Source organism: Pantoea sp. EKM103V (assembly GCF_011800365.1).
Taxonomy (GTDB): domain Bacteria; phylum Pseudomonadota; class Gammaproteobacteria; order Enterobacterales; family Enterobacteriaceae; genus Pantoea; species Pantoea anthophila.
Map to the genome: position 1 here is coordinate 16,567 of NZ_JAALFQ010000007.1, position 19,969 is coordinate 36,535.

Consider the following 19,969-nt stretch of genomic DNA (forward strand, 5'->3'; position numbering starts at 1 on the left):
TCCGGTTAAAACAGCGTCAGGCTATTAAAGCGTATGGGGCTGGCTGGCGGCCAGTACGTCCGCATCGATCAGCGCGTTGCGGACAGGAGCAAAACTGCGACGGTGGTGCGGGGTCGCGCCATATTGCGTCAGTTTTTCCATGTGCAGCGCCGTCGGATAGCCTTTGTGCTGTGCAAAGCCATATTGCGGGAACAGCAGATCGAGTTCAGCCATTTCACGGTCGCGGGAGACCTTGGCAATGATAGAAGCGGCGCTGATCTCAGCGACCAGACTGTCCCCTTTTACTACCGCCTGCGACGGCATCGGCAGCGCCGGGCAGCGATTACCGTCGATCAGCACATAGTCAGGCTGAATGCAGAGGCCAGCAACCGCACGCTGCATCGCCAGCATAGTCGCATGCAGGATATTCAGCTGGTCAATCTCTTCCGGTTCTGCCCGGCCCAGGCTCCACGCCAGCGCCTTCTCTTTAATTTCGTCAAACAGGGCCAGCCGGCGTTTTTCCGACAGCTTCTTCGAGTCCGCCAGCCCGGTAATCGGGTTGGCCGGATCGAGGATCACCGCCGCCGTAACGACCGCGCCAACCAGCGGGCCGCGCCCGACTTCGTCCACACCGGCAATCAGCGTGGCGGCAGGATAGATAAAATCAGGCATTCACCAGCTCCAGTACCGCATCCGCCGCCTGTTCATCAGCGTTCCAGCGGATCTGTTGATGTAATTCATTGAACGTCTGCAGCAGGGTTTCGCGCTCAGGCCCGGCATGCAGCAGCGGATCTAACGCCGCGGCCAGGGCTTCAGGCTGACACTCATCCTGCAGTAACTCTTTCACCAGTTCCCGCCCTGCCAGCAGGTTGGGCAGCGAAACATAGGGGGTCTTCACCAGCCGTTTCGCCAGCCAGAAGGTCGCCGGTTTCATACGATACCCCACCACCATCGGGCATTTTGCCAGCATGCACTCCAGCGCAGCAGTGCCCGACGCCAGAAGTGCGGCATCGCTCGCGATCATCGCCTCGCGTCCCTGACCATCCAGCAGATGCACAGGAAGGTCGGGAGCCGTTTCGGCTTTTATCTTCTCAAACTGTTCGCGCCGGCGGGCGTTAACCAGCGGAACGACGATTTCCAGCGCCGGATAGTGACGGCGCAGTAACCGGGCTGTTTTGAGAAAATCGGCGCTGAGCATGTCAACTTCTGCGCCACGACTGCCGGGCAGCAGGGCCAGACAGAGCGCATCATCGGCAATTCCCAGGTGACGACGCGCAGCCTGTTTGTCAGGGTGCAGCGGCATCGCATCCGCCATGGTATGACCGATAAAACGGCAGGGAACATTAAAGCGATCGTAGAACGCTTTTTCAAACGGCAGGAAGGCCAGCACCAGATTGGTGTTACGACCAATCTTGAAGACGCGCTTCTGACGCCATGCCCAGACAGAGGGACTGACGTAGTGAATGGTACGGATACCGGCGCGTTTCAGGTTGCCTTCCAGCGTAATATTGAAGTCAGGCGCATCGATCCCGACAAACACATCGGGCTGGAGTTCGGTAAAGCGCCGGGTGAGATCGCGGCGGATCGTCAGCAGACGGCGCAGACGTCCCAGCACCTCCACAATGCCCATGACCGCCAGCTCTTCCATCTCATACCAGGCTTCACACCCTTCCGCCTGCATCAGCGGACCGGCTACGCCGACAAAACGCGCGTCGGGATGGCGCGCTTTCAGGGCTCGAATCAGACCTGCACCAAGAATATCGCCGGAGGTTTCTCCGGCGACCAGGGCAATCGTTAGAGGACGCGCTGACATGAATTAACGAATTAATCCACGGGTTGAACGGGCAAAGAAATCGTAGAAAGGCTGCACTTCGCTATGCTGCTGCGCAAGCGCTTCAATCTCCGGCTTCACTTCCTCCAGCGTTCTGCCGCTGCGATAGAGCAACTTGTAGGCGTTGCGGATCGCGTGCAACGACTCTTTGCTGAATCCACGGCGCTTGAGGCCTTCAATGTTGATCCCGAACGGCGTGGCATGGTTGCCCTGCGCAATAACGTAAGGCGGCACATCCTGCGCCACGCCGGAACAGCCACCCACCATCACGTGCGCACCAATAGTGCACCACTGATGCACTGCTGTCATGCCGCCAATAATGGCGAAATCATCGACCGTGACGTGACCACCCAGGGTCGCGTTGTTGGCGAAGATACAGCGGTTACCGATGACGCAGTCGTGCGCAATATGAACGTTGACCATCAGCAGATTATCGCTGCCCACCGTGGTGACATGGCCACCCTGAGTGGTGCCGCGATGAATCGTCACGCTTTCACGGATGCGGTTGCGATCGCCGATTTCAACCCGTGTTGGCTCACCGGCATATTTCAGATCCTGGTTCACTTCGCCGATAGAGGCGAACTGATAGATCTGGTTATCTTTACCGATACGCGTGTGGCCGTTCACCACAACGTGTGACTTCAGTACCGTTCCTTCACCGATCTCCACATTCGCGCCAATAAAGCAAAACGGGCCAATGTGAACGCGGGCGCCGATAACCGCGCCCTCTTCGATGACAGAACTGGGATGGATAGTGGCGGTTGGATCAATCACGAATTATGCCTCCCGGCTGCGGGCACACATCATGGTCGCTTCACAAACGATTTTACCGTCGACAGTCGCCACGCCTTTGAAGCGGGTCAGACCACGGCGGGTTTTCTCGAAAGTGACTTCCATGATCATCTGGTCGCCTGGTACCACAGGGCGCTTGAAGCGGGCGTTGTCGATACCGGCAAAATAATAGAGTTCACCTGGCTCCAGTTTACCTACGCTTTTAAACGCCAGAATACCGGTGGCCTGCGCCATCGCTTCCAGGATAAGAACGCCAGGAAAAATCGGTTTACCAGGGAAATGCCCCTGGAAAAACGGTTCGTTAACAGAAACGTTCTTCACTGCACGCAGGTATTTGTGCTCTTCAAATTCCAGCACGCGGTCTACCAGCAGAAACGGATAGCGGTGCGGCAGCAGCTCTAAAATCTCTTCAATTTTCAGAGTATGAGTTTCAGTAGTCAAAATACTCTTCCTGTCCTAAAAATCTGATGACATCAATAACACGGCCTGCACAGATCAAAATGATCTTCCGCAGGCCGCAAATAGGTTCTGTGGCGCCGGGCTTCCCTGCTTAACATTTTTATTATGAAAGCCGGTCAGTTTTGGGATGGCGGTCAGTCGTCTTTGCCGACCTTGCGCTCGATGGCTTTTAAGCGTTTGCTCATGTCATCGATGTTCATCACCAGCGCTGCAGTTTTGCGCCAGGTTTTGTTGGGTTGCAGCGGAATGCCTGAGGAATAGACGCCAGGCTCTGTGATAGGACGCATGACCATGCCCATACCGGTCACGGTGACTTTGTCACAGATTTCCATATGGCCGTTAATGACGCTGGCACCGCCAATCATACAGTAACGTCCAATTTTCAAACTACCCGCCATGATCACACCGCCTGCAACCGCAGTATTGTCGCCAATAACTACGTTGTGAGCGATCTGGCACTGGTTGTCTATGATAACACCATTGCCTATCAGAGTGTTATCCAGCGCACCGCGATCGATGGTAGTGCAGGCACCAATTTCCACCCGATCGCCGATAATTACCGCGCCTAACTGCGGGATTTTCACCCAGTTACCGCGATCGTTGGCATAGCCGAAGCCATCAGAACCGATGACGGTGCCTGACTGAATCAGACAATCCTGGCCGATTTGAATCTCATGATAAACGGAGACGTTGGCCCAGAGACGGGTGCCACGACCGATGCGGGTTTTTTTGCCCACAAAGCAGCCTGCGCCGATCACCACGTTGTCGCCCAGCTCCACATCCGCTTCGATTACGGCGTTAGCGCCAATCGCGACGTTGTTGCCGAGTCGGGCTGAAGGGTCGATCACCGCGCTGGGCGCGATATTCTGCGCGGGCTGGGGGGTGGTATCGAGTATCTGTGCCATACGCGCATAGGTCAGGTAGGGATTTTTCACCACCAGCGCTGCCGTATTGCACCACTCCAGATCCGCTTCCGTCAGCACCACGGCTGAAGCCTTTATCAGGGCGAGTTGCTCGCGGTAACGGCTGTTTGCAAGAAATGTGATTTGGCCAGTTGTGGCGGATTGCATAGAAGCAATGCCGGAGATGACGATATCGCCATCTCCGTGCAATTCTGCATCCAACTGCTGGGCTAAATCAGCCAGTCGAATAGATGCCATGAATTATTTAACCTGTTTCAGCACGTCAGCAGTAATGTCTTTTGCGTTTGATGCATAAGCCACCGCGTTCGCGTCGATCACGACATCGTAACCATCGCTGTCAGCGACTTTCTTCACGGCGTCCTGAATGCGGCTCAGCAGCTTGTTACGCTCTTCCATCTGACGACGGCGGTTATCCTGCTCAAAGGCCTGGGCTTTTGAAGAGAAAGCTTCACGCTGAGACATGACATCTTTTTCCATACGGCTGCGTTCGCTGGCCTTCATGGTAGAGCCGTCACGCTGTAAACGCTGCATTTTAGTTTGCAGATCGCGTTCCTGGCTCTGCAGCTCAGTTGCACGGCCTTTGAACTCATTTTCCAGCTGTTTAGCAACAGTCGCACGTTGCGGTAACTGTTGGAAAATGCTGGACACGTTTACCACTGCAATTTTGTCAGCAGCCTGAACACCAGCGGAAACCGCTAAAGCAAGACCCAGACCTGCGGCACACAACAACTTTTTCACTATAAACTCCTTACCATCAACGTTTGTGTCAGCGACACAGTGTTTGCCCCGGAACAGCCTGCGCTGTCCGGCAGCAAGACTTCAGCTATGCATCCATGCTCAGAACATTACCAGGTTTTACCAATGTTAAACTGGAACTGCTCTGACTTGTCTCCATCCACTTTCTTTATCGGCTGGGCGTAAGAGAACACCAGCGGGCCGAGCGGTGACATCCACTGCAGCGCAACACCGCTTGAAACGCGGATATTGTTAGGATCGCTGTAGTCCGGAATGCCCGCCGCACGAGTTTCGGCCGTGTTTTCCCAGTGGGTATCCCATGCGGTACCGGTATCGACAAACACCGAGGTACGTACCGAGTTGGCATACTTCTCGCTCAGGAACGGCGTTGGCGTGATCAGCTCAAGGCTGGCAATCGCCATGGCGTTTCCGCCGACCGCATCGTCAGACTTACAGATGCCATCCGGATCGGCCAGGCGGCAATTCGACGAGTTGTTATTGTAGTAGGCAGCCTTCGGACCAATGGTATTGGACTGGAAGCCACGAACGGTACTGGAACCACCGGCGTAGAAGTTCTCATAGAACGGCATCTCTTTGCCGCCGAGACCATCGCCGTAACCCACACGACCACGACCCAGCAGCACCCAGGTGTGATCCTGGTTAATCGGCACATACTGCTGGGTGTCCAGCGTGGCCTTGTAGAAGCTGTTGTCTGAGCCAGGAATCGTCACCTTACCGTTCAGGTTGGTGCGGTTACCCGCCGTCGGGAAGAAGCCACGGTCCAGCGTGTTGTAGGTCCAGCCGTAGTTGAAGGTGAAGTCATCAGCAGAGAATTCGCCTTTGTCATCCTTCTGCTGCGGCTTGCCGACTGAATCCAGATAACGCCACATCGCCACCTGCGGCTGCATGTTAGAGAGGTCGTTGTGGACATAGCCCAGACCGACACGCAGAGTGTTGTTTTCGTTAACCGGGAAGCCCAGCGTCCCATCCAGACCATAACTCTTGTTGGTGTAGTCAGAGAGGTCTGCATTGTCCGCTTTAAAGTCGTTATAGAACACACGACCACCCAGACTCACCCCATCCACGGTGAAGTAAGGGTCAGTCAGCGAGAACTCGGCATAGGTCTGGTAATCATTTTTGGTGCCGCTGATGCCGACGGTATTACCGGTGCCCAGCCAGTTATCCTGCGTGACCCCGACCTGGAAGCTTACGCCACTCTCGGTGCCGTAACCGACGCCGAAGTTGAAGGTCCCGGTGTTGCGCTCTTTAACCTTGTAGACCACATCCACCTGATCCGGTGAACCCGGCACGCGCTGAGTATCCACATCGACGTTTTCAAAGTAACCGGTGCGGTTCAGACGCTCTTTGCCCTGCTCGACCAGGTCGCTGCCCAGCCAGGCCCCTTCCATCTGACGCATTTCACGACGCAGCACCGCATCTTTTGAGGTGTCGTTACCTTCAAAGCGAACATGACGCACGTAGTAGCGGTTACCGGCATCGACGTTGATGTGCAGTTTGACGGTCTTGTCAGCATCGTTGATTTCAGGCTGTGTCACGACGCGCGGATAGGCGTAGCCGTAGCGGCCCAGCAGTTTCTTAATGTCATCTTCCATCTTCGTGACTTTGGCGCCGTTATAGAGCTCGCCTGCCGGAATTTTGGTCAGATGTTCAATCTCTGCTGAGTGGCCTGCCATGCTGCCATTCACGATCACGCCGGCGATTTTGTACTGATCGCCTTCAGTGATGTTGACCGTGATGTAGATGCCTTTTTTATCCGGCGTCAGGCTGACCTGGGTCGAATCGATGTTAAAGCGGGCGTAGCCGCGATCCAGATAGAAGCTGCGCAGGGTTTCGAGGTCACCGGCCAGTTTCTGTTTCTGGTATTTACGGTCGCCGACCACGTTCCACCATGGCACTTCATCGCGCAGCTGGAAGCGGGAGATCAATTCATCAGAACTGAACGCCTTGTTACCGACGATGTTGATCTGCTGAATTTTGGCAGAGACACCCTCCGTAAAGACCAGCTTCAGATCGACACGGTTACGCGGCAGTGGCGTGACCACCGCTTTCACGTTGGCCGTATATTTACCGACGCTGTAGTAGAAATCCTCCAGGCCCTTTTCGATAGAAGAGAGCGTGGTGCGGTCAAGCGCTTCGCCGACACGCACACCGGAGGCTTCCAGATTCTGTTTCAGCTGATCCTCTTTCACCGCTTTGTTACCGGTGAAGGTAATGCTGGCAATGGTAGGACGTTCTTTGACCTGGACAATCAGCGTTGTACCGTCTCGCAGGACCTGAACATCCTCAAAGTTGCCAGTCGCGAACAGTGAGCGAATGGTGTTTCTGACATCATCGTCATTCACCGTATCGCCAACCCGAACTGGCATGCTCAGCAGAGCCGCGCCGACGGCGACTCGCTGCAGCCCTTCGAAATGAATATCCTTCACCACGAAATCGTCTGCACCGTAAACGGTGGCGCTGCTAAACAGCAGCGACGCTATGAGCAACTTTTTCATCGCCATCGTTATTATGCGTTTTCCTAACACATCCCCTGAATGTTCGCGTTCCAGCGGTTACAAACGGGAGAAATCATTGAAAAGTGCAAGCCCCATTAACAGCACCAGCAAAATCGAACCGATGCGATAACTAAAGTCCTGAACTCGCTCGGACACCGGTCCACCTTTGATCTTTTCGATCGCCAGGAAGAGCAGATGCCCACCATCTAAAACCGGCAATGGGAACAGGTTGATGATGCCCAGGTTGACGCTGATCAGCGCCAGGAACATCAGGTAGTAAATCAACCCATACTCTGCTGACAACCCTGCACCCTGCGCAATCGAGATTGGCCCGCTCAGGTTGTTCAGCTTCACATCACCCGTGATTAACTTGCCCAGCATAGAAACGGTAAGCTTCATCAGCTGCCAGGTTTTTACACTGGCCTCACCGATAGCCGCAAACGCGCCATACTGTCTTACCGTTCTGTACTCTTCCGGCAGCGGAACAATGCGCGGGATAACACCCGCAAACCCTTCGCCTTTGCTGCCCGATCTGGCTTCTGGCGTCATGGTCAGCGTAATTGCATCACCGCCGCGATCCACCTCAAGCGCCATGCTTTTGCCCGGGTTATCCCGGACCTGCGTGACAAAAGTCTGCCACTGCGATAATGGCTGACCATCGACTTTAACGATCCTGTCGCCAGCTTGCAAACCGGCTTCACTGGCTGGCGAGTTCGCCTGCACTTCTGCCAGTGTGGTCTCAATCTGCGGACCACGTGGCCGGATGCCCAGCGCAACAACCGGATCCTGCTTGTCTGGCTCAAACTGCCAGTTACGCAAATCCAGCTGTTTCTCCTGGGTCGCGTCCTCGCCAAATCGTGCCACCGTCAGGGTTGTGCTGCTGTCACCGATTTTACCCACCAGCGCCATACGCACAGCATCCCAGTCAGGCGTTTCGATACCGTCAACCGCCTTAAGTTCCATACCGGGTGCAATTTGCGCTTCCGCCGCGACCGAACCGTTTAAAATTTCACCGATTACCGGACGCACACCCGGCACGCCGTGAATAAACACAACCCAGTAGGCAAAGATGGCAAAGAGGAAGTTAGCGACAGGACCCGCCGCAATGATGGAAGCGCGCTGCCAGACGGCTTTGTTGTTGAAAGCCTGATGACGCAGTTCGGCGGGCACGCTTTCGACACGCTCGTCGAGCATTTTCACGTAGCCGCCAAGGGGAATCAGCGCGATGACAAACTCGGTGCCCTGGCGGTCACGACGCCGCCAGAGTGATTTACCGAAACCGATAGAAAAGCGTTCAACTTTGACGCCACAGCGGCGGGCGACCCAGAAATGGCCAAATTCATGGACGGTAATCAGCACGCCCAGCGCAACGATAAAGGCGACAAAACTCCAGATTATGCTCAACATCTTTGCCTGTCCTTAAAGGGTGCGAAACACCAGCAGCAATAAACAGGCAAACACCGGCACTGCCGCAGTCAGACTATCAATGCGATCCAGAATCCCGCCGTGACCGGGGATCAGATTACCGCTGTCTTTGATGCCCGCTTCGCGTTTGAACATACTTTCGGTGAGATCACCCAGCACCGACGCCAGGGTCGCAATCACCGCGCAGACCACCAGCGTGCCAGCTGACACCGTCAGGGGGGCCAGCGTTGCGAACAGCAGCGCAATCAGCGCGGAAGAGACCAGACCGCCCAGAAAACCTTCCCAGGTTTTACCCGGAGAGACCTTTGGCGCCAGCTTGTGTTTGCCAAACATCTTGCCAAACATGTAGGCCCCTGAATCCGCGCCCCACACCAGCAGCATGACAAACAGCAGCCACCAGGCCCCGGCAAAGTGATCGGTTTCATAGTGATACTGACGCAGCGCCATCATGCCCCAGAAAAAAGGCACCAGGGTTAAGAGACCAAACAGCAGGCGAAGCGGACGTGAATGGCGCCAGAAGGCGGCCGAAGCGGGATAGGAGAGAACCAGCAGCAGCGCAACGACCCACCACACCAGCGACGCCCAGAGCGATGTCGCCACCTGCGGCAGATGCACATCATGCTGATAAGGAGGCAGGGTAAACTGCATCAGGGCCAGTAAGAGACCACAAAGAACCGCCAGCCAGACGCGCTGCTGACGGGATGCCATCCCTGCCAGCTGACCCCATTCCCAGGCGGCCAGCATACAGATAATGATGGTGGTAATTGCGAAACCCACAGGTGGTAACCAGAACAGTGCAGCTATTACCAGCGGAATTAAAATTAACGCGGTAATCAGACGAGACTTCAGCAAAGGTTACCCCCAGATTGCTCAGGCGCCGCCTGGTGCAGCGCCGCCAAAACGACGCTCCCGCAGAGAGAATGCATTCAGTGCACCTTCAAAAACGTGTTCATCGAAATCCGGCCAGAGCACATCGGTAAAATAGAATTCAGCATAGGCAATCTGCCACAGCAGGAAGTTGCTAATCCGATGCTCTCCCCCGGTCCTTATCACTAAATCCACTGGCGCCAGCTCCTGCATACAGAGCTGCGACGTCAGGCTCTCTTCGGTAATCTGGTCAGGACGCAGTAAGCCTTCCTGAACCTGTTCAGCCAGTTTTTTCACGCCTTCGATAATATCCCAACGGCCGCCATAGTTGGCAGCAATGTTGAGCGTCAGGCCACTATTATTTGCAGTCAGCGTCTCAGAACGGCGAATACGTTCCTGAATACGCGGGCTGAATCGGCTGGTATCGCCAATGACGCGTAACCGGACGTTGTGTTTGTGCAGGCTCTTCACTTCACTGTCGAGTGCCCAGACAAACAGTTCCATTAACGCGGTAACTTCCTGCGCCGGACGGCTCCAGTTTTCACTGCTGAAGGCGTAAAGCGTCAGGGCTTCGAGATTGTTGCTGACAGCAAAGCTGACGGCACGACGTACCGATTTGACGCCCGCTTTGTGGCCTGAAATGCGCAATTTTCCCTGATTTTTGGCCCAGCGACCGTTGCCATCCATGATGATAGCGACGTGGCGCGGACCGTTTCCCTGCTGGTCATCAGTGTTGTTGTGATTGTTAGACGACATAACGCTTAACCAATTCCTTTCATCAGAAATGCTGTGGTTTCTGAATACATTGCGCCCGATTCAAATCCCGACAGATTCTCAGTGTCGGGCCACACCGAATTCGGTGACAGACCGTGAAACGCGAGCCAGCGACTATACCATTTTCACCTGAAGCGAACAAATGGCCTCATATCGATCGGCGTCACGACGTGAAGCGCGACAACATTTCTGTTGCCCGCGCGCGCGCAGAGCGATCGATTTCAAGGACAGCGTCCACCGAATCCGGTTCCGCACACACCTGTGCCGCCAGCACCGCACTGTTCAGCGCAGCGATGTCGGTAAAGCGGATCTGGTGATTCAGGAAAGCCGCAACGGCAACCTCGTTGGCTGCATTGAGCGTGGTGGTGGCCGCCTGCCCTGCTTCGCAGGCATCAATGGCCAGCTTCAGACAGGGGTAGCGATTAAAGTCAGGTTCAGCAAACGTCAGCGCCGACATGCGGGTGAAATCCAGCGGCGTCACGCCTGCATTGATGCGCGAAGGCCAGGCCATGCTGTGAGCAATGGGCGTACGCATATCCGGTGAACCTAACTGAGCCAGCACGCTGCCATCGCAGTATCGCACCATGGAGTGAATCACCGACTGCGGGTGGAGTATCACTTCCATCTGCGCTGCGCTGGCGTTGAACAACCAACGGGCTTCAATGTACTCAAGACCTTTATTCATCATGGTGGCCGAGTCGACAGAGATTTTTCTCCCCATCGACCAGTTCGGATGAGCACAGGCCTGATCGGGCGACATGGCGCTGAGATCGGCTAAATCTGTGTCACGAAAAGGACCACCTGATCCCGTAAGGATAATCGACTCGATGCCATTATCCCGCAGGTCAGCGTAACCTAACTGATGCTGGATGGTAGCCGGTAAACTCTGAAAAATGGCGTTATGCTCGCTGTCGACCGGTAGTAACTGTGCGTGATGATGACGCACGGCCTCCATAAACAAACGGCCGCAGGTGACAAGGGACTCTTTGTTCGCCAGCAGCACGGTTTTTCCGGCACGGATGGCTGCCAGCGTCGGCAGCAGGCCGGAGGCGCCAACAATCGCCGCCATCACCTGATCCACCTCATCCAGCGCGGCCAGCTCACAGGCTGCCTGAACGCCGGAGAGCACTTCAGTATTGACCCTGATTGCTCTCAGTCGCTCACGCAACGCAGCAGCGGAGGCTTCGTCTGCCATGCAGGCGTAGCGCGGGGTAAAGGCTGCACACTGTTCGGCCATCAGCGCCACGTTATGACCGGCCACCAGTGCTGTAATCTGATAGAGCGCCGGATTGGCGCGAACCACCGCCAGCGTGCTGGTGCCGATTGAGCCGGTTGATCCCAGCAGAGTTAATCGCTTCATGAAGCTATCCGTGTGAAGTCAGGGTGCACAGTGGCACAATGTAAAACGCCGCCAGATGTCGCATTCATACGAATACCTCTCTGTACGGCGTTTTTTCCGGCAGCGATGGGATTAGAAATCCATCAGCTCCGTCTCTTTTTCTGACAGTGCAGCATCCACTTTCTTGATGTAAGCATCCGTCATTTTCTGGATTTCATCCTGCGCACGACGTTCGTCGTCTTCGCTGATCTCTTTATCTTTCAGCAGCGCTTTGATTTTATCGTTGGCATCGCGACGGACGTTACGTACCGACACACGGCCCTGCTCGGCTTCGCCGCGCACGATTTTAATCAGATCTTTACGACGCTCTTCGGTCAGCGCAGGCAGCGGAACACGGATGTCGCTGCCGGCTGAACTTGGGTTCAGACCGAGATCGGACTTCATGATCGCTTTTTCAACTGCCGCACTCAGGGTGCGATCAAACACGTTGATTTTCAGCGTGCGTGAGTCTTCTACAGTGACGGAAGCCAGCTGACGCAGTGGCGTCGGCGTGCCGTAATATTCGACGACGATGCCGTCAAGCAGCGAAGGGGAAGCACGACCCGTGCGCACTTTGCTGATGGTGTTTTTGAATGCTTCAACGCATTTTTCCATGCGCGTGTCAGCATCTTTTTTGATGTCGTTAATCACGTTGAAACCCTTGGATTCGGTTTGACCTGGCCAGTTCCGGCCTGGCCGGAAGCGGGATCGATAATCATCGATAATCCTGACTGGTGCGCGATGCGTCATCATCGCGCTGACAGAATATACCTTATTTTATCTCGCCTCGGGTATTAATGCGTAATCAGGGTGCCTTCTTTTTCACCCATCACTACGCGACGCAGCGCGCCTGGCTTATTCATGTTGAAAACACGGATAGGCAGTTTGTGGTCACGCGCCAGGGTAAAGGCCGCAAGATCCATCACTTTCAGCTCCTGATCCAGCACTTCAGTATAGGTCAGTTGCTCATACAGGGTCGCATCCGGGTTTTTCACCGGATCGGCGGAATAGACGCCATCCACTTTGGTCGCTTTCAGGACCACATCCGCTTCGATCTCAATACCGCGCAGGCAGGCCGCAGAATCGGTGGTGAAGAACGGATTGCCGGTACCGGCGGAGAAGATCACCACGCGGTTGTTACGCAGCAGGCTGATCGCCTCTGCCCAGCTGTAGTTATCGCAGACGCCATTCAGTGGAATCGCTGACATCAGGCGGGCATTCACATAGGCGCGGTGCAGCGCATCACGCATCGCCAGGCCGTTCATTACGGTAGCCAGCATACCCATGTGGTCACCCACAACGCGGTTCATCCCGGCCTGCGCCAGGCCCGCTCCGCGGAACAGGTTACCCCCGCCGATCACAACGCCAACCTGGATGCCCAGCTCAACCAGCTCTTTTACCTCTTGTGCCATACGGTCCAGCACACTCGCGTCGATACCAAAACCTTCAGCGCCTTGCAGGGCTTCACCGCTGAGTTTAAGCAGGATACGTTGATAAACAGGTTTTGCGTTGGTCGCCATGGTCAGTTCTTCCTGGAAGATAGGGTGTAAAGGAGAAGTAAATTGTGATCGATCATCCGCTTACCGCAATGAAATTGCTATTGGGATGAAACTGAAAATGTGTCTGTTGCGGTTCACAGACAAAAAAGAACCGCCATCTGGCGGTTCTTTCAGAGCATTAAGACTGCTTGGACATGGCTGCAACTTCTGCAGCGAAGTCAGACTCAACTTTCTCGATGCCTTCGCCCACTTCGAAGCGGATGAAGTTGATGACGTCAGCGCCCTGCTCTTTCAGAGCCTGGCCAACGGTTTTGCTTGGGTCGATAACGAAAGCCTGACCAGTCAGAGAGACTTCGCCGGTGAATTTCTTCATGCGGCCTTCAACCATCTTCTCTGCGATCTCTTTTGGCTTGCCAGACTGCATCGCGATGTCCAGCTGAACCTGGTACTCTTTCTCAACCACGTCAGCAGAAACGTCTTCTGGCTTAACGAATTCAGGCTTGCTTGCCGCAACGTGCATAGCGATCTGTTTGATCAGATCTTCGTTAGCGCCTTTCGCTGAAACCAGTACGCCGATACGTGCGCCGTGCAGGTAGCTGCCCAGCTCTGCGCCTTCCAGGATTGCTACGCGACGGATGTTGATGTTCTCACCGATTTTAGCAACCAGTGCAACGCGCTCTTCTTCGAACTGCGCTTTCAGAACTTCTACATCGGTTACGCGATCGGCTGCAGCCGCGTCCAGAACTTTGTCTGCGAATGCCTGGAAACCGCCATCTTTTGCGACGAAGTCAGTCTGGCAGTTTACTTCCAGAATCACGCCGTAGTCGCCAACGATCTTGGTTTTGATCACGCCATCAGCCGCAACGTTACCTGCTTTTTTCGCTGCTTTGATTGCGCCAGACTTACGCATGTTCTCAATCGCCAGCTCAATGTCGCCGTTCGCTTCGGTCAGCGCTTTTTTGCAGTCCATCATGCCAGCGCCAGTACGCTCGCGCAGTTCTTTTACCAATGCAGCGGTAATGTCAGCCATTCCAGAATCCTCGGTTCGTGCCTGAGTACATGTGCACCAGCAGACACTTATTTGCGGAAAATTTACTCTGTCCCGCCGTCCGACAGGGGGCGTTACAGACTTAGATAAAATAAAGGGGCCAGTACAGGCCCCTTACAGATCACATCTGAATACTAAGGGCTCTTATGCAGAGCAAACCTTATTAAGCGTTTTCTAAAGACGCTTCTTCAGCTTGCTCAGCCAGATCCTGAGAACGGCCTTCGCGAACGGTGGTCGCAACGGCATTCAGGTACAGGCTTACAGCACGGATTGCGTCGTCGTTACCTGGGATAACGAAATCAACGCCATCTGGATCAGAGTTGGTATCAACGATAGCAAATACCGGGATACCCAGGTTGTTTGCTTCTTTGATTGCGATGTGTTCGTGGTCAGCATCAACAACAAACAGCGCGTCTGGCAGACCGCCCATGTCTTTGATACCGCCCAGGCTGTTTTCCAGCTTGGCCAGCTCACGCGCACGCATCAGCGCTTCTTTTTTGGTCAGTTTGTCGAAAGTACCATCCTGAGACTGAGTCTCCAGATCTTTCAGACGCTTGATTGACTGACGCACGGTTTTCCAGTTAGTCAGCATGCCACCTAACCAGCGGTGGTTTACGAAGAACTGGTCGCAGCTCAGTGCAGACTCTTTTACCGCTTCAGCAGCAGCGCGCTTGGTACCTACGATCAGGATCTTACCTTTACGGGAAGCGATCTTGTTCAGTTCAGCCAGAGCTTCGTTGAACATAGGAACGGTTTTTTCCAGGTTGATGATGTGAACCTTGTTACGTGCACCAAAAATGAATGGCTTCATTTTTGGGTTCCAGTAACGGGTCTGGTGACCGAAGTGAACACCAGCCTGGAGCATGTCGCGCATGGAAACAGTTGCCATGATTACCTCTGAAATTTGATTTGGGGTTGGGCCTCCATGTATCCCATACGACCGACCTCTTTCAAGGCACCCCGGCGTATGTGTCGATACATGTGTGTTTTATTACACATAATGAGAGTTATGCGTTTCCTGCTGACCAAAACGGCCATACAGAGAATCGTCGGCGCGCTTTATACCACAAACCGCCGGGGGACGCCAATAAATGATCGCTGACGGAAGCCAGCGCGTTCTCTATTTGGCAGCCCATTTTCTGGCTGCTAACATGACAGCACAGAACTTATTATTGTCGAAAATTTCGACAAATGCGGATTAATTTAATGCCAATTTCAATCAAAACAGCTGAAGAAATCGAAAAAATGCGCGTCGCGGGCCGCCTGGCCGCCGAAGTGCTGGAGATGATCGAACCGCACGTTAAACCGGGTGTGACCACCGGTGAACTGGACCGCATCTGCCACGATCACATTACCCAAAAGCAGCAGGCTGTCTCTGCCTGTCTCGGCTATCACGGTTTTCCAAAGTCGGTCTGCATTTCGGTGAACGAAGTGGTGTGCCACGGTATCCCGAGCGACGATCGCCCGTTAAAGGATGGCGATATCGTCAACATTGACGTCACCGTGATCAAAGATGAGTACCACGGCGATACCTCGAAGATGTTTATTGTCGGCAAACCGACCATTCAGGGCGAGCGCCTCTGCCGCGTGACCCAGGAGAGCCTCTATCTTTCACTGCGTCTGATCAAGCCAGGTATCCGTCTGCGCGAGCTGGGCCGGGCTATCCAGAAGTATGTAGAAGCGAATGACTTCTCCGTGGTGCGTGAATATTGCGGTCACGGCATCGGTAAAGGGTTCCACGAAGAGCCGCAGGTGCTGCATTACGATGCGGATGACAGCGGCGTCGTGCTGCAGGCGGGCATGACCTTTACCGTTGAACCGATGGTCAATGCCGGCGATTACCGCATCCGCACCATGAAAGATGGCTGGACGGTAAAAACCAAAGATCGCAGCTTGTCCGCGCAGTATGAGCATACTATTGTGGTGACGGAAAACGGCTGTGAGATTTTAACCCTGCGCAAAGACGACACGCTGCCTGCTGTGCTCGTCGCCGAGGGGTAATTCCCCGGATAGAGATCAAGCCGGCCATGTGCCGGCTTTTTTTTGGCTAAAAAAGAGAAGAGCAGCATGAGCGTGAGCCTGTCGGAAGAGGTAAAAAACGGTCTGGTCGATTCACCGGCCGAATGGGGTGACGATCAGCTGACGCGCGACCTGCTGAAGCCGCGGCTCGAGCTGTTTCAGCAGCATCTGGCTGCAGCGTTCGACGCCGGTGAAGCCGTGGAACAGCTGATTGATGCCCGCACGCTGTTTATCGATCGGCTGCTGCGCCGCCTGTGGCGCTTCTTTGGCTTCGATGCGATGTCCGCCATCGCGCTGGTAGCCGTGGGCGGCTATGGGCGGGCCGAACTCCACCCGCTCTCTGACATCGACGTGCTGATCCTCAGCCGTCAGCCGCTGGATGAGCAGGCGGCGCAGCGCACCAGCGAACTGCTGACCCTGATGTGGGATCTCCGGCTGGAAGTGGGCCACAGCGTACGCACGCTGGAGGAGTGTCTGCTGGAGGGATTATCTGACCTCACCGTCGCCACCAATCTGATTGAATCACGCATGCTGACCGGCGACGTGGCGCTGTTCCTGGAGTTGCAGAAGAACGTCTTCAGTGACGGCTTCTGGCCCTCATCCCGCTTTTTTGCCGCCAAAATCGAGGAGCAGCAGGAGCGCCACAAACGTTATCACGGCACCAGCTACAACCTTGAGCCGGATATCAAAAGCAGCCCCGGCGGCCTGCGTGACATTCATACGCTGCAATGGGTCGCCCGACGCCATTTCGGTGCCACCACGCTGGATGAGATGGTCGGCTTTGGCTTTCTCACCGAGGCAGAGCGCAGCGAACTCAACGAATGCCAGGCGTTTCTCTGGCGCATCCGCTTTGCGCTGCACCTCTCCCTGCCCCGCTACGATAACCGCCTGCTGTTTGATCGCCAGCTCAGCGTGGCGCAGCGCCTGAACTATCAGGGCGAAGGCAACGAGCCGGTCGAGCGGATGATGAAGGATTTCTACCGGGGTACGCGACGCATCGGTGAACTGAACCAGATGCTGTTACAGCTGTTTGATGAGGCGATTCTGGCGCTCTCCACCAATGAGAAGCCCAGACCTGTCGATGACGACTTTCAGCTGCGTGGCGACCTGATCGACCTGCGTGATGAAACGCTGTTCACCCGTGAGCCGCAGGCGATCCTGCGCATGTTCTACGTCATGGTGCGCAACGAGAACATCAAAGGCATCTACTCCACCACCCTGCGTCACCTGCGCCATGCCCGCCGCCATCTGAAACAGCCGCTGTGTCAGATCCCGGAGGCGCGCCGCACGTTTATGTCGATTCTGCGCCATCCTGGCGCGGTCAGCCGGGCGCTGGTGCCGATGCATCGCCACAGCGTGCTGTGGGCCTATACGCCGCTGTGGGGCCATATTGTCGGCCAGATGCAGTTTGATCTGTTCCACGCCTACACCGTGGATGAGCACACCATTCGCGTCCTGCAGAAGCTGGAGAGCTTCGCCAGCGAGTCTACCCGTCCGCAGCATCCGCTGTGCGTCGAGCTGTGGCCGCGCCTGCCTCAGCAGGAGCTGCTGCTGATGGCCGCGCTGCTGCATGACATCGCCAAGGGGCGCGGCGGTGACCACTCGATTCTCGGCGCACAGGACGCGCTCGACTTCGCGGAGATGCACGGCCTCAACTCGCGGGAAACACAGCTGGTGGCCTGGCTGGTGCGCCATCATCTGCTGATGTCGGTCACGGCTCAGCGGCGCGATATTCAGGACCCGACGGTCATCCAGCAGTTCGCGGAGGTGATGCAGAACGAAAACCGGCTGCGCTATCTGGTCTGCCTGACGGTGGCCGATATCTGCGCCACCAACGAGAGCCTCTGGAACAGCTGGAAGCAGAGCCTGCTGCGCGAACTCTTTTTCGCCACGGAAAAGCAGCTGCGTCGTGGCATGGAGAACAGTCCGGATCTGCGCGAGCGGGTGCGCCATCATCGTCTGCAGGCGCTGGCGCTGCTGCGGATGGACAATATAGATGAGGAGCGCCTGCATCAGATCTGGAACCGCTGCCGCGCTGACTACTTCCTGCGCCATACGCCAAATCAGATCGCCTGGCATGCCCGCCATCTGCTGGTGCATGACCTGAAGAAGCCGCTGGTGCTGGTCAGCCCGCAGGCCACGCGCGGCGGAACGGAGATTTTTATCTGGAGCCCCGATCGCCCCCACCTGTTTGCCGCTGTCGCCGGTGAACTGGACCGCCGCAATCTCAGCGTCCATGACGCTCAGATCTTCACCAGCCGCGACGGTATGGCCATGGATACCTTTATTGTGCTGGAACCCGATGGCAGTCCGCTCTCCCCGGATCGCCATCCGATGATCATTCAGGCGCTGGAGCAGGCGATAACCCAGTCGCAGTGGGTGCCGCCGCGCACCCGCCGACCGTCAGCCAAACTCCGGCACTTCAGTGTGGACACCGAGGTCAACTTCCTGCCGACCCACACCGACCGGCGCAGCTACCTGGAACTGGTGGCGCTGGACCAGCCGGGTCTGCTGGCCCGGGTTGGTGAAGTCTTTGCCGATCTCGGCGTTTCACTGCACGGCGCGCGCATCAGCACCATCGGCGAACGGGTCGAAGATCTCTTTATTCTGGCCAACAGTGAGCGGCAGGCGCTGGACGAAGAAATGCGCAAAGCATTGCAACAACGGTTGACAGAGGCCCTTAATCCAAACGATAAAGTGTGACCAGACACGATTTATCATCCTCTATTTTATTTGTGCCGGGAGAGTGCCCGGCATTGCACATGACCGATCAGGAAAAAAATATGCAACAGTTACAGAGCGTTATCGAATCCGCCTTTGAACGTCGCGCGGACATTACCCCCGTCAGCGTTGACAGCGAAACCCGTGATGCCATCAACCAGGTGATCGCCCTGCTGGACAGCGGCGAACTGCGCGTTTCTGAAAAGATCGACGGCGAGTGGGTAACGCATCAGTGGCTGAAAAAAGCAGTGCTGCTCTCCTTCCGCATCAACGACAATCAGGTCATGGAAGGGGCAGAAACCCGTTTTTACGACAAAGTCCCGATGAAGTTTGCTGGCTGGGATGAGGCGCGTTTTAAAGCCGCCGGTTTCCGCGTGGTGCCGCCTGCGGCAGTGCGTCAGGGTGCGTTCATTGCCCGTAACACGGTGCTGATGCCCTCTTATGTCAACATCGGCGCTTTCGTGGATGAAGGCACCATGGTGGATACCTGGGCGACCGTCGGCTCCTGTGCGCAGATCGGCAAAAACGTTCACCTCTCAGGTGGCGTGGGAATCGGTGGCGTGCTGGAACCGCTGCAGGCAAACCCGACCATTATCGAAGACAACTGCTTCATTGGCGCACGCTCTGAAATCGTTGAAGGCGTGATTGTTGAAGAAGGCTCCGTGATCTCAATGGCCGTCTATATCGGTCAGAGCACCAAAATTTATGACCGTGAAACCGGCGAAGTCCATTACGGCCGCGTTCCTGCCGGTTCGGTCGTCGTTTCCGGTAACCTGCCGTCTAAAGATGGCAGCTACAGCCTCTACTGTGCGGTGATCGTGAAGAAAGTTGACGCGAAAACCCTGAGCAAAACCGGTATCAACGAACTGCTGCGCACCATCGACTGATGTCAGTGACGGGCTGGAAACCAGCCCGTCATCTTTTCTTTACAGCCATTCCAAATCAACCTGATTCGCGCCGCGAAGGAACGGGTGCGTTTAGATTTCATCCAGGTCATAATCCG

18 protein-coding genes are annotated in these 19,969 nt (G+C 55.6%); 3 read left to right on the forward strand and 15 right to left on the reverse strand.

Annotation, left to right across the window (positions count from 1 at the left end; all coding sequences use genetic code 11):
• Nucleotides 1–24: 24 nt before the first annotated feature.
• The 15 genes from rnhB to rpsB form a co-directional block, all read right to left on the reverse strand.
• Nucleotides 25–651: a ribonuclease HII gene (gene rnhB / locus HFD97_RS14615; protein WP_046101263.1), complete on the reverse strand. Its 627-nt coding sequence runs from the start codon at nt 649–651 to the stop codon at nt 25–27.
• A complete protein-coding gene (lpxB, locus tag HFD97_RS14620) occupies nt 644–1,792 on the reverse strand; it encodes a lipid-A-disaccharide synthase (protein WP_046101262.1) in 1,149 nt (382 codons plus the stop codon). Before lpxB ends, rnhB begins: the two co-directional genes overlap by 8 nt.
• A 3-nt stretch (nt 1,793–1,795) precedes the next feature.
• Complete coding sequence (gene lpxA / locus HFD97_RS14625) at nt 1,796–2,584, reverse strand: acyl-ACP--UDP-N-acetylglucosamine O-acyltransferase (protein ID WP_009091978.1); 789 nt, start codon at nt 2,582–2,584, stop codon at nt 1,796–1,798.
• Between the two features lie 3 nt (nt 2,585–2,587).
• Nucleotides 2,588–3,043, reverse strand: a complete 456-nt coding sequence (fabZ, locus tag HFD97_RS14630; RefSeq protein ID WP_009091980.1) for a 3-hydroxyacyl-ACP dehydratase FabZ — start codon at nt 3,041–3,043, stop codon at nt 2,588–2,590.
• Between the two features lie 152 nt (nt 3,044–3,195).
• Nucleotides 3,196–4,221, reverse strand: coding sequence for a UDP-3-O-(3-hydroxymyristoyl)glucosamine N-acyltransferase (lpxD, locus tag HFD97_RS14635; protein ID WP_058958057.1), 1,026 nt, complete (start codon nt 4,219–4,221; stop codon nt 3,196–3,198).
• Nucleotides 4,222–4,224: 3 nt separating this feature from the next.
• Nucleotides 4,225–4,722, reverse strand: coding sequence for a molecular chaperone Skp (gene skp, locus HFD97_RS14640; RefSeq protein ID WP_003852644.1), 498 nt, complete (start codon nt 4,720–4,722; stop codon nt 4,225–4,227).
• A gap of 107 nt (nt 4,723–4,829) precedes the next feature.
• On the reverse strand, nt 4,830–7,241 hold the full coding sequence (gene bamA / locus HFD97_RS14645; protein ID WP_167432157.1) for an outer membrane protein assembly factor BamA: 2,412 nt from the start codon (nt 7,239–7,241) through the stop codon (nt 4,830–4,832).
• A gap of 51 nt (nt 7,242–7,292) precedes the next feature.
• The gene (gene rseP / locus HFD97_RS14650) at nt 7,293–8,642 is read right to left on the reverse strand and encodes a sigma E protease regulator RseP (protein ID WP_009091986.1); all 1,350 of its coding nucleotides are present in this window, start codon (nt 8,640–8,642) and stop codon (nt 7,293–7,295) included.
• A 12-nt stretch (nt 8,643–8,654) separates the two neighbouring features.
• Nucleotides 8,655–9,512, reverse strand: a complete 858-nt coding sequence (cdsA, locus tag HFD97_RS14655; RefSeq protein WP_009091988.1) for a phosphatidate cytidylyltransferase — start codon at nt 9,510–9,512, stop codon at nt 8,655–8,657.
• 18 nt (nt 9,513–9,530) lie between these two features.
• On the reverse strand, nt 9,531–10,283 hold the full coding sequence (ispU, locus tag HFD97_RS14660) for a (2E,6E)-farnesyl-diphosphate-specific ditrans,polycis-undecaprenyl-diphosphate synthase (protein ID WP_009091989.1): 753 nt from the start codon (nt 10,281–10,283) through the stop codon (nt 9,531–9,533).
• Between the two features lie 181 nt (nt 10,284–10,464).
• Nucleotides 10,465–11,661 (reverse strand): 1-deoxy-D-xylulose-5-phosphate reductoisomerase, encoded by a 1,197-nt coding sequence (gene ispC, locus HFD97_RS14665; protein WP_046101259.1) that lies wholly within the window; start codon nt 11,659–11,661, stop codon nt 10,465–10,467.
• Nucleotides 11,662–11,772: 111 nt separating this feature from the next.
• Nucleotides 11,773–12,330 carry a ribosome recycling factor gene (frr, locus tag HFD97_RS14670; protein WP_009091992.1) on the reverse strand — a complete coding sequence of 186 codons (558 nt, stop codon included), beginning with the start codon at nt 12,328–12,330 and terminating at the stop codon, nt 11,773–11,775.
• A 143-nt stretch (nt 12,331–12,473) separates the two neighbouring features.
• Nucleotides 12,474–13,199, reverse strand: coding sequence for a UMP kinase (gene pyrH, locus HFD97_RS14675; RefSeq protein WP_009091994.1), 726 nt, complete (start codon nt 13,197–13,199; stop codon nt 12,474–12,476).
• Nucleotides 13,200–13,356: 157 nt separating this feature from the next.
• Entirely contained in the window at nt 13,357–14,208 is an 852-nt protein-coding gene (gene tsf / locus HFD97_RS14680; protein WP_009091996.1) for a translation elongation factor Ts, read from the reverse strand.
• Between the two features lie 181 nt (nt 14,209–14,389).
• Nucleotides 14,390–15,115, reverse strand: a complete 726-nt coding sequence (gene rpsB / locus HFD97_RS14685) for a 30S ribosomal protein S2 (protein ID WP_009091997.1) — start codon at nt 15,113–15,115, stop codon at nt 14,390–14,392.
• Between the two features lie 317 nt (nt 15,116–15,432).
• Here rpsB and map point away from each other — a divergent pair, with 317 nt between their 5' ends.
• The 3 genes from map (at nt 15,433) to dapD (ending at nt 19,853) form a co-directional block, all read left to right on the forward strand.
• A complete protein-coding gene (gene map / locus HFD97_RS14690) occupies nt 15,433–16,227 on the forward strand; it encodes a type I methionyl aminopeptidase (protein ID WP_009091999.1) in 795 nt (264 codons plus the stop codon).
• Nucleotides 16,228–16,293: 66 nt separating this feature from the next.
• Nucleotides 16,294–18,948 carry a bifunctional uridylyltransferase/uridylyl-removing protein GlnD gene (gene glnD / locus HFD97_RS14695; RefSeq protein ID WP_167432158.1) on the forward strand — a complete coding sequence of 885 codons (2,655 nt, stop codon included), beginning with the start codon at nt 16,294–16,296 and terminating at the stop codon, nt 18,946–18,948.
• 80 nt (nt 18,949–19,028) lie between these two features.
• Nucleotides 19,029–19,853: a 2,3,4,5-tetrahydropyridine-2,6-dicarboxylate N-succinyltransferase gene (gene dapD / locus HFD97_RS14700; protein ID WP_167432159.1), complete on the forward strand. Its 825-nt coding sequence runs from the start codon at nt 19,029–19,031 to the stop codon at nt 19,851–19,853.
• Nucleotides 19,854–19,969 lie beyond the last annotated feature (116 nt).